Origin of the sequence: Aliifodinibius sp. S!AR15-10 (assembly GCF_031569985.1) — a bacterium.
Lineage (GTDB): Bacteria > Bacteroidota > Rhodothermia > Balneolales > Balneolaceae > JAMQKA01.
The window spans coordinates 51,736-64,652 of record NZ_JAMQKA010000015.1; the positions used below are offsets into that span (position 1 = coordinate 51,736).

15 protein-coding genes are annotated in these 12,917 nt (G+C 45.1%); 4 read left to right on the top strand and 11 right to left on the bottom strand.

Annotated features, from left to right (window positions below):
• Positions 1 to 47 precede the first annotated feature (47 nt).
• The 5 genes from NC796_RS11800 to NC796_RS11820 form a co-directional block, all read right to left on the bottom strand.
• On the bottom strand, positions 48 to 1,022 hold the full coding sequence (locus tag NC796_RS11800; RefSeq protein ID WP_310684636.1) for a M23 family metallopeptidase: 975 nt from the start codon (positions 1,020 to 1,022) through the stop codon (positions 48 to 50).
• 114 nt (positions 1,023 to 1,136) lie between these two features.
• Positions 1,137 to 2,165: an HPr(Ser) kinase/phosphatase gene (gene hprK / locus NC796_RS11805; RefSeq protein WP_310684637.1), complete on the bottom strand. Its 1,029-nt coding sequence runs from the start codon at positions 2,163 to 2,165 to the stop codon at positions 1,137 to 1,139.
• Positions 2,166 to 2,173: 8 nt separating this feature from the next.
• On the bottom strand, positions 2,174 to 2,473 hold the full coding sequence (gene hpf / locus NC796_RS11810) for a ribosome hibernation-promoting factor, HPF/YfiA family (protein ID WP_310684638.1): 300 nt from the start codon (positions 2,471 to 2,473) through the stop codon (positions 2,174 to 2,176).
• A gap of 26 nt (positions 2,474 to 2,499) precedes the next feature.
• Positions 2,500 to 3,417: a tyrosine recombinase XerC gene (gene xerC, locus NC796_RS11815; protein WP_310684639.1), complete on the bottom strand. Its 918-nt coding sequence runs from the start codon at positions 3,415 to 3,417 to the stop codon at positions 2,500 to 2,502.
• A gap of 129 nt (positions 3,418 to 3,546) precedes the next feature.
• Positions 3,547 to 4,662, bottom strand: a complete 1,116-nt coding sequence (locus tag NC796_RS11820; protein WP_310684640.1) for a glycosyltransferase family 2 protein — start codon at positions 4,660 to 4,662, stop codon at positions 3,547 to 3,549.
• A 156-nt stretch (positions 4,663 to 4,818) separates the two neighbouring features.
• Between NC796_RS11820 and NC796_RS11825 the strand changes: the two genes are divergently transcribed.
• A complete protein-coding gene (locus tag NC796_RS11825) occupies positions 4,819 to 5,916 on the top strand; it encodes a hypothetical protein (RefSeq protein ID WP_310684641.1) in 1,098 nt (365 codons plus the stop codon).
• A gap of 3 nt (positions 5,917 to 5,919) precedes the next feature.
• Here the strand turns inward: NC796_RS11825 and NC796_RS11830 are convergent, their stop codons facing one another.
• Positions 5,920 to 6,588 (bottom strand): lysophospholipid acyltransferase family protein, encoded by a 669-nt coding sequence (locus NC796_RS11830; protein ID WP_310684643.1) that lies wholly within the window; start codon positions 6,586 to 6,588, stop codon positions 5,920 to 5,922.
• Between the two features lie 85 nt (positions 6,589 to 6,673).
• On the opposite strand from NC796_RS11830, the gene NC796_RS11835 reads away from it, so the two are divergent.
• Complete coding sequence (locus NC796_RS11835; protein WP_310684645.1) at positions 6,674 to 7,306, top strand: class I SAM-dependent methyltransferase; 633 nt, start codon at positions 6,674 to 6,676, stop codon at positions 7,304 to 7,306.
• A gap of 142 nt (positions 7,307 to 7,448) precedes the next feature.
• Here the strand turns inward: NC796_RS11835 and NC796_RS11840 are convergent, their stop codons facing one another.
• The 3 genes from NC796_RS11840 to NC796_RS11850 all read right to left on the bottom strand — a co-directional run bounded on the left by NC796_RS11840 (position 7,449) and on the right by NC796_RS11850 (position 10,562).
• Entirely contained in the window at positions 7,449 to 8,732 is a 1,284-nt protein-coding gene (locus NC796_RS11840) for a serine hydrolase domain-containing protein (RefSeq protein WP_310684646.1), read from the bottom strand.
• A gap of 186 nt (positions 8,733 to 8,918) precedes the next feature.
• Positions 8,919 to 9,353 (bottom strand): peptidylprolyl isomerase, encoded by a 435-nt coding sequence (locus NC796_RS11845; protein WP_310684648.1) that lies wholly within the window; start codon positions 9,351 to 9,353, stop codon positions 8,919 to 8,921.
• Positions 9,354 to 9,470: 117 nt separating this feature from the next.
• Positions 9,471 to 10,562 (bottom strand): DUF2914 domain-containing protein, encoded by a 1,092-nt coding sequence (locus NC796_RS11850; protein WP_310684649.1) that lies wholly within the window; start codon positions 10,560 to 10,562, stop codon positions 9,471 to 9,473.
• A gap of 132 nt (positions 10,563 to 10,694) precedes the next feature.
• Between NC796_RS11850 and NC796_RS11855 the strand changes: the two genes are divergently transcribed.
• Positions 10,695 to 11,123: a CoA-binding protein gene (locus NC796_RS11855; protein ID WP_310684651.1), complete on the top strand. Its 429-nt coding sequence runs from the start codon at positions 10,695 to 10,697 to the stop codon at positions 11,121 to 11,123.
• Positions 11,124 to 11,158: 35 nt separating this feature from the next.
• Here NC796_RS11855 and NC796_RS11860 read toward each other — a convergent pair whose 3' ends face one another.
• The gene (locus NC796_RS11860; protein WP_310684652.1) at positions 11,159 to 11,647 is read right to left on the bottom strand and encodes a YajQ family cyclic di-GMP-binding protein; all 489 of its coding nucleotides are present in this window, start codon (positions 11,645 to 11,647) and stop codon (positions 11,159 to 11,161) included.
• 60 nt (positions 11,648 to 11,707) lie between these two features.
• The gene (locus NC796_RS11865; RefSeq protein WP_310684653.1) at positions 11,708 to 12,412 is read right to left on the bottom strand and encodes a hypothetical protein; all 705 of its coding nucleotides are present in this window, start codon (positions 12,410 to 12,412) and stop codon (positions 11,708 to 11,710) included.
• A gap of 95 nt (positions 12,413 to 12,507) precedes the next feature.
• On the opposite strand from NC796_RS11865, the gene NC796_RS11870 reads away from it, so the two are divergent.
• The gene (locus NC796_RS11870) at positions 12,508 to 12,849 is read left to right on the top strand and encodes a DUF971 domain-containing protein (protein WP_310684654.1); all 342 of its coding nucleotides are present in this window, start codon (positions 12,508 to 12,510) and stop codon (positions 12,847 to 12,849) included.
• Positions 12,850 to 12,917: the final 68 nt, after the last annotated feature.

A 12,917-nucleotide genomic window follows, 5' to 3' on the forward strand; every position in this document is an offset into this window, starting at 1 on the left:
AAAAAGGCCCGGTGCTCCGGGCCCTTTAACGTTGAAAATAAGTGAGGTTAGTCCATGGATTTCTGATTGTTCTCCGCAATTTCTTGGTACATCAGGAATTCGTCAGGTGTTATATCAGCAAATAGATAGTTTATTGGATCAATCGGTTTCCCATCGCGATAGACTTCGTAATGGAGATGAGGTCCTTCAACCATGCCCGAGTGCCCCGAATAACCCACCAGGTCGCCGCGCGAAATTTTGGCACCGGGTTTAATACCATCCGCAAAAGAGGAAAGATGGGCATAACGGGTTTCATACCCGTACCCGTGATCAACAATTACCAACCGGCCGTATGTGCCTTTCCTGCTAGCGTACTTAATGGTGCCGTCCCCAGTGGCATACACGTCATCGCCTACGTTAGCCCGGAAATCAAGGCCTTCGTGCATACGCCGATATTTTAGTACCGGATGAAATCGCATGCCATAGCCACTCAATAGTATACCCTGAACAGGCTTTATGGCAGGAATGTGCTCCATCTTTTCCTGGTTGCCGTTGTAATATTTCTTGATCTCCGTAAAACTCGCTTTTTGGATATTAATTCCCCGCTCCAACATTTCAAGCTTTTCGGAAGTCCATTTCAGAATTTCGGCGGTTTCCTGGCTGTATACGTCATAATCAGAGTAAACATCGGCTCCTCCCATACCGGCTTCCCGTTCATCATAGGGGATAGGCTCCATACCGAGCACCGACCGGTACATTTCATTATCGGTTTGTGCCAGCTGGTTTAACTCGCTATCAAGATCCTTAATCGTGGTTTTGGTTTCTTCAAGGTGGTGTAGCAGGGCTTGATTTTCAGCTTTGAGTGCAATTTCAGCAGGAGTACCTACAGTGGTTGAAAGAATGGAAATACCCAAGCCCGCAAATACAACGCCAAATAAAATGTATGAACAAGCCGTATAAACGACTCTCTCGAACGTATTGTACTTGACCGGTACAAAATCACAATTACGCTCGTCGTAGAAAAAATAGTTTTTTAGAGCCATAACTCCTTCTTTAATTCCATGAGAGCAATTGCCGCAGATAAATTTTTTAAATGGAAAAACTGTTCCCCGACATAAAGCGAATAAAGATACCTCTAATATAATATTTTTTAATAACTACTCAACATCCCCTTCAAAATAGTCAATAGCCCGTTTGGGCATATCCCCCGAACTGGATTTCTTTGCAATGTGTTGTTTTATCTTATCCTGCAGCACTTCTGCAGCGTCGTATCCGTAGTGCCGAAGCAGGTAGTTCATGGCTATTACCTCTGCGATAACCGTAATGTTTTTGCCCGGGGTTATCGGCAGATGGATAAGGGGAACTTCAACACCAAGGATGTTTGTGGAATCCTGGTCGAGACCGGTCCGTTCGATATCTTTGGATTCATCCCACAAGGAGAGTTCCAGTACCACTTCAAGACGTTTTTGATACCTTATGGCACGAATGCCGAACATCGACATCACGTCAACGATACCGAGCCCGCGTATTTCCATAAAATGCTGGTTCATTTCAGTGGCCGAGGTCATCAGGATGTTATTCTTTTTGGTAAGCATGACCACATCGTCAGCCACCAGCCGGTGACCGCGCTCGACCAAGTCCAGTGCCACCTCGCTTTTTCCAATGCCCGATTTACCGGCAATCAGTATCCCGATACCGTAAACATCTACCATAGAGCCGTGAACCAGCGTCTGGACCGCAAATTGGTCTTCCAGGAAGTCCCTGATCAGGTACATGAACCGAGTGGTCTCGATAGGGGTATTATAGATCGGGATTTCTGCATCATTTGCCATCTCAAGCAGGTATTCAGGCAGGTTATTGCTGTCGGTCAGGAAAATGATCGGGATGTTGAACTCTACAAGCTTCTGGAACGATTTCTTTCGCTCCTCTTCGCTCATGTTATCAAGATACTGGCTTTCAGTATTGCCGATCACCTGGATACGTTGATAGGTGAAGAGCTTAACATAGCCCGCAAGAGCGAGCCCCGGCCGGTGAAGGTCGGCCTCGGTGACATATCGCTTACTGGTGAACTCTTCACCAGCAAGCGGTCGTAGGTCAATATTGACCCGCTCTTGCAGTTTTTCAACTAAATAGGCTACACTTATTTTGTCTTTCCTGGGTATCGGTTCCAGATCTCCAAAGGGCATATATGAATTCAGTGGTTGGTGAAATGCTTGTTCTTATATTTTTTTAGCTGTCGTGTGATGTTGTCAACTACACGATTCATCGCCTGTTCATAGGTAGGGGCTTTTTCTTTAGCATTTAACAATTTTTGAGGAATTTTGACATTCAGTTCGGCTTGTTGCGGTTCTTCATCATCTGGGGTTGGTTCCAGAATAATATCGCAAGTGACAATTCGATCGTAAAACTGATCCAGTTTCTGAACAGCATCCACACTATATTGCTTCAGTTGTTGACTAGCATCAAAATGACGTGCGGTGAATGTTGTTTTCATAAGCTTATCCTCCTATCAGTTATCGTTTAACTTTTTGCTCTGGGATGTGCTAATTCATATACATTTTTAAGTCGTTCTACACTCGTATGAGTGTAAACTTGTGTCGAGGCCAGGTTCGAATGGCCCAAAAGTTCTTTAATTACCCGGATATCGGCACCCCGATCCAGCAGATGAGTGGCAAAACTATGGCGCAGCACGTGGGGACTTTTCTGCGTGACCTCACTGGCCCGGGTCAAATAATCGTTCACCAGGCGCTGCACCGCCCGTGGATAGATACGCTGACCATGGGCAGCCAGAAACAGGGCACTGCGTGCATCACGATCCGTACGAGTTCCGTATAATTCCTTCCGTGTTTGAAGATGACGTTTCAAGGCTGTTACCGAACTGCTGCCCAGGGGCACAATCCGTTGTTTCGCTCCTTTGCCCATCACTTTCACCTGTTTCAGATCAAAATTCACTTCATCAATATCCAGCGATACCAACTCGCTCAGCCTGATGCCCGTGCTGTAAAAAAGTTCTAAAATTGCGCGATCCTGCGCACTTTGAGGATTGTCGCCGGGAGCCAGTTCCATCATCCGGGAAAGATCCTCGCTATTGACGGTTTTCGGCAGTGGCTGATCTTTTTTGGGCACAATTAGCAGGTGTGCAGGGTTTTGCTCTACCATTCCCCGTTTAAAACTGTACTTAAAAAAGGAGCGAACTGCCGCCACTTTTCGGGCAATGGAACTTTTAGCCATTCCTTCCTCTGAAAGTTCGCCCAGCCACAAACGGATGGTGAGACGTTCAACAGCCTGTAAATCGACTTCACTGTCTGAAGAATCAAAATATTGGGCACAGAATTCCAGGAATTGGGTCAGATCATTCTCATACGAGGTTATGGTGTGGGGCGATGCGTTCCGCTCAACCTTCAGATATCGTAAATATTTGGTAATAGCTTCTTTCATCTACCTTAATATGGGTACTTAGAAACTATAAGTAAAGGAGTGATTTATAGAATTTCGACTTAAAAAAATACAATCTTCATGCCCGAAGTAAGCAGCTTCGGCAGAAGTCTCCACTTGTCGAATAATCCATCAAACCGGGCGCCCCTTCCATTCTGTTTTTGTTTTTGTAAGATAATCTTTAACTGCGGTTATTCCCAAAACCTGAAACCAAAGCACACTGAACGGATGTAGAAATCCATACCAATAGCTCCAGGCAAACCATCGGGCCATTAAAAAGCGATGAGAGAAAGCCAAAAAGATGGCACTGGCAGACCAGGCCAAAATACCAGTAGCTGCGGAAAAAAGGGCTCCAATAAATAAAACAGGAGGGATGATATACACGATCAGATGAATAAGCCCCATTAACCCAAAGAGGAACAGGTTGTTTCCAAAACCTGCCAGGAAATTTTTCCTGAATCCCTGCCATATTTCACTATTGGAACGGTACATGCGACAACTAATCGCCTGGCTGCCGTAGTACATGCGCATGGAATAACTTTTTAATTTAATTTTCTTTGCCAGTTCAACATCATCTACAACTTTTTGTTTTACTGATTGATGGCCTCCAACTTCTTGGTATGCCGCTCGTTTAAACGCTATGAACTGTCCACAGGCAGCCGCAAACAGGGGAGAAAATTTATCCCACAAAAACGGGGGCATCCAGCGGGGCGACCGAAAGACATAATGAACAGGAAGAAGGCTCAACAGGGCATAATATACCAGCGGGATAAGCATTTTTTCCCAGAAAGTGCCCAATACCTGTCGTGGCCAAACAGTCAGCATATCCAAGACATCGCGCCCCATCGTTCGTACAACCCTTCCCGCAGTATCACTGTCAAACCAGGTATCGGCATCTGCAAAGATAATGATATCGCCATCTGCCGCTTCTCCCAGTTGCTGGCAGGCCCAGGGTTTTCCCAGCCAGTCGTCGGGCTTGGGTTTTCCCCGGAGCAGTACTAGCCTGTCACTGATGGATTGGTCCTGCTTAAGTGAAGCAAGAATTTCTCCTGTATCATCTGTGGAGTGATCATCCAGTACCAACACTTCAACTTTTTCATACTTCTGGTTTAGTGCCGAGCGAATAGACCGTTCAATATTTTGTTCTTCATTCCGTGCAGGCACACAAATGCTTACCTTGGGAGAATCATCCGTAAATCTGGTTTCTCCAGCGGGACTTAATGAGGTGAAGTTTAGCCTATTTCGCATTAAAATAAGCGAGGTTAGCAATAAATAACAGGTAGCAAAATATAGCAGGTAAATCATGGCCCGAACTCAAAAGCTCTTAGTGAAACTAGAAACTGCAAATATTAGGTTATACTATAGGCAAAGTAAATAAATTACATCCATAGCTGATGGTAGCTTATGCAGATACTCTCTGATTACGCAAAAGATGTACGAACCCAAAAATTCAAACCGGGAGCATATGAATGGTGGTATTTTGACGGTGTTGACAATACCGGTGATTATAGTTTAGTGATTATTTTTTATGAGGGAAATCCTTTCTCAACACGCTATATACAGCGATTAAAGAACTGGAATCGTTCAGATAGCGTGTTCCCGGAAGAGCATCCTGCCGTTAGCATTTCCGTCTATAAAAATCAAACCCCGATCTATTATAGTTTTACCGAGTTCAAACAGGAGGATTGTTTTTTCGATTCCAACGTACCCTATATTGTTGTGGGTGACCATACAATGGAGGCTGAGTCTTCTGATGAAAGTATTTCATACCGCCTGATGTTAAATGAAGAATTGCCATCCGGTGATGCCATTAAAGGGACGGTCACGTTCAAGAGTTCAAAAACTCCTGAGAAATTGTTGGAAAGCGTTCAGGAGTTCCACAAAGAGGGACACTTGTGGAATTTGGTGCAGCCAAGAGCAGATGTAGAGGCGAACCTTGAGATTTCAGCCCGGGCGGAAAAAGCCAAAGAAGTTGTGTTCGAAGGGAAGGGATATCACGACCATAATATGGGTAATGAGCCGATGCGGAATGAGTTCAATGAGTGGTATTGGGGGCGCTTCCATTTTGAGATGGGCACGCTCGTGTATTACATGATGGACCGAAAGAACGAGCAACAGCACCAGGCATGGCTGCTGAGCCCGGACAATAACGAACTAATTGCCACCTATCCCAATATTGACCTTCAGGATGAAAGCTGGTCGCCTTTTGGTCTCCACACCGCCAGAAAACTGATGCTCAACAATGATAAGGCGCATATCACTATACAACAGGCAAGGATATTAGACAACGGGCCTTTTTACCAGCGGTTCAGCAGTGATTCTTTCATAAATATTCCGGATGAGGATATCATGCAGGTCGCCGAGGGTATATCGGAGTTCATTCGCCCGGACCGAATTTATTGGCGGACGTTCTGGCCGTTCGTGAATATGCGCATTCGGTATGAAGATGAATCACCCCACTGGGTACAGCGCTCAAAACGACTCTACCGATGGATATGGTAGAACTCACAAAAAACGCTCATAACCCGAATCATCGAAGCCGGCGGTTGATCGCAAATCATTCAGTAAAGATTGGAGTTTTTCTTGCAAAAGCTGTGTCCTCTTTTTGTTGTTGAGAGTTCCGGGCACCTCAACAGCTTCCCCGACATGCAGGTGAAGTTCGGGTTTATCTTTTCTTATTGTTTGTATGTGAATAGCAATTGGAACGATATCAACATCCAAATCCCTAACTTTTGAATAGATCCATGCCAGTCCACCTTCAAATTGCAGTTTAGATCCGACCGGAGTTATTTTTCCTTCGGGATAGACAAACAGGCAGGCGTTGTTGCGCTGCATCGACTGGACGGCATAACGCATAGAAGTGACAGCTTTCCTCGGGTAATTTCGGTTGATAGAAAATGCCCCGATTTTTTGGAAAAAGCGGTACTGCTCCATCTGCCTGTCTTCCATCAGGGCCCGTGCCTGCTGTTTTAAACGAAACTCATTCAAGAGGAGGGGAATAAGTCCATCCCACCAGGAATTGTGGTTCAGGAAATAGATCGTTTTGCTTTTTTTGCCCGGCTTGTAATCCTGGCGCAGCCACACCCTGCTAAAGCGCCGTTTGAACAGCAGCCAGGTATACCATTTAAAGATTCTGATAAACCATGTAGATTCTTTGGCAGGAATAAATTCCACTGGCAAGAAAGATTTTGTTGAACAAAACGAATGTGAATATCTTTAGCGACTGATAAAGAATCCACTCTAACTTAAGATAATACTGATGCTGAAGCTAAATCCCGATATCCAGGAATATGCCCACCAACATACGACGCCCGAACCGGAGTTGATCCAGGAGTTAATTGAGACCTCCGACCGTGAGTTAGAATATATCGACATGCTGAGTGGACGAGTAGTGGGGCGTTTGCTGAATATGCTGGTGAAAATTACGGGGGCGCGCCGGGTGCTGGAAATTGGCATGTTTACCGGCTATTCAGCCCTTATGATGGCTGAAGCACTGCCGGAGGACGGTGAACTGCAAACCTGTGATCTCAATGAAAAGTATGCGTCAATAGCACGCTCATTTTTTGAGAGAAGTAAGAACGGCCATAAGATCCATGTCAACATGGGGGAAGCCCTGGAGAGCCTTGAAAAGCTTGAAGGACCATTTGATATGATATTTATTGATGCGGATAAGGGAAATTATCCCAACTACTACCGACAGGCACTGCCCAAGCTTAAAAGCGGTGGCGTGATGGTGGTTGACAACGTGTTTTTAGCAGAGAATGTGCTTGATCCGCAGGATGAGAAGGCGGAGGCGGTAGACGAGTTAAATAAACTTATTGCCGATGACGACAGGGTAGAACAGGTGATGTTAACCGAACGCGACGGCCTAATGATTGTGCGTAAACTGTAATCTTATTGTAAGAATTGAGGGTTGGGAGGGAGTTGCACTCACATCAATGCTTGTTCGGGAGTACAATTCCCAATTCCAAGGGAAAGGTATTAGTTATTTCTACCCTTCAATCTTTTCAATCCTTAATCCTTCCTCACTTCAGTCATTCAACCACAGCCTGATATACCATATTTGGGAAAAGATCCCGGAACGGCAGACCGTTGGCGGGCATCAGCTGGGTTAGGAACAGGAATGCCATATCTTTTTGGGGATCAATCCAGTAGACAGGATAGTAAGCACTACCCCAACCATAAGCTCCTTCGGTACCGATCTCACCAAACTCGCCGAGATCTTCAACAACTTTAAATCCCAGTCCGAACCCGAGATCACCCCAGGCGTACATATCCCCGGTATGATTGGCATGCATCAGCTTAACGGTGCTGGGACTCAGGATACGGGTGCCGTTAAACTCTCCGCCATTGAGGAGCATCTGCATAAAAACGCCATAATCCGTTATCGTGGACATCAGTCCGGCTCCACCGGAAAAGCAGGTTCGTGGTCCGTGGATGTAGTCGGTACTGCTGGTCGGTTCCATCAGTTCGAGGTCACCATCGTCGTTTATACCGTAAACAGGCGCCAGTCGGTCGGCCTTTTCTGGTGGGAGAAAGAAATGGGTGTCATTCATTCCAAGGGGTTCAAAAATGCGTTTGTTAAAGAATTCATCCAGGGGCATGCCAGAAACCACTTCTACAAAATATCCCAACACATCAGTTGAGTAGCCGTATTGCCACTGCTCACCGGGCTGCGAGTGCAGGGGAAGTGTAGCGAGCTTCTTAATTTTTTCTCCTATCGACACTTCTTCTTCATCAGCGAAATACCAATCGCTCAAATCTGCTTCTTCATAGGCTTCGTGCGCCACGCCATTACCATAGGTCAAACCGGAAGTGTGCGTGAGCAGATGCTGGATGGTGATCGGTCGTTTGGCAGGGACTGTGCGATAACCTTTTCCGTTGGTAGAGTCCGACACGGCAACTACTGGATCTTTGAAGGCGGGAATATAGTCCGATACCGGATCACTGAGCATAAAATGTCCCTCTTCATAAAGAATCATCACCGCAACTGAGGTTACCGCCTTGGACATTGAAGCGATTCTGAAAATAGCATCTTTTTGCATCGGTTGTCGTTCCTCAATATTCATCATGCCGTGCGACTTGAAATATGCTGCTTTCCCGTCGCGCAGGATGAGTGTGTTTACGCCCGCCATTTTCTGTTCGTCTATCTGTTTTCGAATGAGCTGATCAAGTCTCTCCAGTCTATCTGGTGACAAACCAACCGCTTCAGGCTGAACCTGTTGAAATTGACCCATTCCAACAAGAGGGACCAGGGACAGGATTAATATCAGGAAAATGGTGCGCAAATCGTTATATAGGATTCTTTTTTTGAGCATGTGCATTTCATTTATGTTGTGAGTTCAGCTATCCATTTGGTCATTTCAGCCTAAAATGTAGCAGGATAATAAATTAATGCAAGGATGGTATAGCAATTTGTGGAAATTGGGAGGGAAGTTACAAAAAGGACTTCAGAAGAGGGGGAGAAAAAAGGGGGGAGATTGTATTCTCCCCCCCGGAAATAATTAAGAGCTAATTTCTACCAGCTCAATATCAAATTTCAGGTCTTTTCCTGCTAACGGATGGTTGGCATCCAGCGTAACCTGATTTTCTTCTACTTTTGTAATGGTTACGGGGATACTTCGACCTGATTCATTTTGTTTTACCTGCAGTTGAACGCCTACTTCAGGATCAACTTCTTCAGGCAGCTCTTCTTTGGTAACTTCAATTTCCAGATCATCGCGACGTTCGCCATATGCTTCATCGGATGGGATATCAACAGATGTGGAATCGCCTTCAGCCATTCCAATTACTGCTTTTTCAAAGCCGGGAATCAGTTGACCTTCGCCGAGTGTAAACTCCAGCGGCTCCCGGTCGCGGGATGAATCGAATACCGTACCATCTTCCAGGGATCCGGTATAATGAACTTTAACTTTGTCTCCTTCTTTTACTGTGGACAAAATGTACCTTTCTTTTATTGCAGTTATTTAAATTCGTCCGACAATATAACTATAATCCAATAGAATATTTATTTTTAAAAGCAAGTTATTTTTTATCGACCAGATAAATAATTTAAATCAGAATGTTTCCTTGATTAAATTATTTGAGCGGAGTGTAGAGTCCACTGAAACTTGAAAATTTATGCTTCCCAGCACCAAGCCTTCCTGAGTAACGACGTCTACTTTCCAATTGCCCGGCATCAACTTTTCCTTGTAGGTATATCCACGGTATCCGCCCGTGCGCCCACCAGTAATTTCATAGCCAATTTTATCGGTTACTTCCCAGCGTTGTGTATGCGGACTATACCAGTTCCAAAGGTGAAATACTGATTTTTGCAGGTCAGCCGGAGCAAATATTGAGGTATACACAAACACGCTGTCTCCCTGCTGCCAGGCGATGTTTGGGGAGTGGGGGCACCAGAAAGTATATTTTTCGCTTGGGCTATATGTTACGGTAAAGCGATTGTCATCCTTTTGGACATGCTGTGCTACAATACCATTTTCAAGGGCCAGCGGCACTGGGGGAATAAGGTTAAAAAAGTAGAAAAAGTTAATAAGCAGATAGAGTCCGACAATGAGCCCGGTTATCTTTAGACCGCCGATCTCTTTGCGGGTAGAAGGACTTCGCACATAAAGGTATAGAATAAGGAAGAGCGTAGTACCGACGCTGACAGCACCAGAAACCAGGAAAACAAACGTGTTCATGGAGTTGAGGAGAATCGGCAGGAAAAAGGTGAAGAACGTAAAATTTACAAAAAAGTAGGCCCCGAACTGCAGATACTTGTTGGAAATGCGGTGCTTAAGCAGTTCGTTTGCAAAGAGCAGAATCACTAATATTACAAAGAAAGCCATTGTTTTGGTCAGTGACACACTCCGGGAGTAGAAAATAACGTAGGCACTGCATAACCCACCAAGAAAAAACTGGATAGCCAGTGGCAAATATTCTTCGCAGGCTTCCAAAAAAGTATCCTTCCATGCACCGTCATCCGCGAGGTTGAAAAGATAGAGACAAACAGTGAGCGAAGTAAGGTACGTGCAGAGGACAAAATTGCTGTACAGGCTATCAACCCGCCCAAGCGTAAGAGAATCCCAAATGAAGCCACCCATAAAGAAGAGAACGGGTAGATACTTTTTGTGTCGCTCAAGTACGTTCTTAGCCCTTTGCATCATGCCATTATCAAAAGTTGTTTCAAACGAATCGTAATAAATCGAAATTCTGGACCAACAACCAAATAAAAGAATGGATTATCAAAAAGGATTTCTATTTTGTTTCCAAAGTTAGAAGAAAGGCAACAAGGGTATATGAATCGATCTAGAAAAGAAATTTTGGAATCGGCCAAGGTCATTGCCGTTATCGGGTGTTCAGCAGATCCTTACAGGACGAGCCACCACATAGCTAAGTATCTAAAGAACGAGGGATACCGGATTATACCGGTTAACCCCGAATATGAGGAAGTACTGGGAGAGAAGTGCTACAATTCAATCACAGATATCCCTGGAGAGATACAGATAGATGTGGTGGATATTTTTCGGAATGCGAGGTACACTGCTGAGATGGTGGATACTGTTATTGAACGCGTTGAAAAAACGGGCCACAAGCCTGTGGTTTGGACCCAGCTCGGGGTTTCCTCAGCAGAGGCCAAAGCCAAGGCTGAAGATGCTGGGCTGCAATACATCGAGGAACGCTGCATGATGGTGGATCACCAGAGAGAATTGGGGGTAAAGAATTAAAAATGATGAGATCTGGACTTGTTCCGGCCTTTGTATTACTTCATATTTACGAATTGCAACGGCACGTCCAAGTCCAGGCTTTTCAGGTGGTTGATCACGGCCTGCAGGTCGTCAATCTTTTTTCCGGTAACCCGCACCTGGTTATCCTGGATTGCAGGTTGGACTTTTAGCTTAAGTTCTTTTATCTCTTTAACAATCCCTTTTGCAGTATCACGATCAATCCCCTCTTTAACTATTATTTCCATCTTGACATGCCCCTTCGAGGTTCCTTCCAAGGGCTTGAAATCCAGTACTTTGGGACTTAGCCCCCGCTTGATGGCATTACGTGTTAGCATCTCTTTCAGGGCATTCATTTTCATATTGTCGCCTGCAACAAGGTGAATGGTGTTATCCTTTTTATTAAAGATAACTTCGGTATGCAGGCCGCGGAAATCGTACCGGCTGTTGACCTCTTTAATAGTGTTGTTGACCGTATTATCGATTTCCTGGGAATTAATTTTGTTTACAATATCGAACGATGCCATCGGGAGTACGTAATAATTAAGGGAAGTATATGGCAGGTAAAGTAGTGAATTCCCTGCAGATTAGCCCGCTTTGTCGAGCACTTTTTTTCGCTCTCGCTCGTGCTCTTTGATACGCCGGCTTAACAGCTGCTCTACCAATTTGCGATCTTCCGGGGGGATAGATGTATTGAACTCGCAAATCTTGCCCTCTTCCGTCATGTAATCGATGGTGATCACATCCTCCGAATACCATTCTAATGCAAGGACCAGCTTCCACTCAATAAATTGGTCGAGTATAAGGATACCCCGAGCACGAAATTCCGGCACAATACGGACGGTCCAGCCAAAGAACCCGAATCCAATGAGCGACAGGCCAGAGGTGATTCCGATGCCGCTGAAAGGTCCAAATGTTAAGATGCCGGTTCGGTAGATCCCGTAGGCAACCAATAAAACCGCAATTAGGTTGGGAGCGATATCAATCCAGAAAGAGCGGTGCATGTAGCCGATAGCACCAGCCCGGGTTTTTTTAACAATCAGCTTTATTCCGATTCCCAGGAAAAACCCGGTGGCCATGGTATAAAGTCCCATGGTTATTTGTGCTGCCACAGCCTGCGTGAAAATGCCGATCCAGTGAGCCGCAGATAGCAAGGTTAAAATGATCATCGCAATCAAAAGGGTATTACTGACGTTTCTCTGGTTTAGATGCTCCAGCCGTAGGTACTGCCGGTATCCAAACCATCCGGACAGGATAAAAAGTGCAGTCAATATTGAGATCAGTAAAATCATGCAATAAATTACGTAAAAGTTTCCGAAAAATTAGAAGTTGAATGGTTATCATTCAAGAACTCTTTACAGGGTCATAATTAATAAATAAGATTTTTATGGATAAGCAATATCAACCCAAAGGGGTTGAAGTACGAAATTCTGAGCAGGAGCTGGAAGTGCAGTGGGCCGACGGGCATACCTCGGTATATACGCTCTATGGATTACGAAAAAACTGCCCTTGTGTGAAATGCCGTGGGGGACATGGGGAGATGGGCAACTATGACATGTCATACTTTTTTGTAGACCCGCCACGAAAAGTAACGGTCAAGAATATCAAGCAGGTTGGAAATCATGCTATCCGCATATTTTGGAGTGACGGCCACAGCGACGGCATGTTCCAGTGGGAAACACTCCGGAAACTGTGCCCGTGTGAAGAGTGCCACGCCGAGCAAGAGTAGTAATTTTTGCGTACTGCGTATTACGCATTGGTTAGAAAACTACCCGAATTGTATTTAACGAGCTAGGG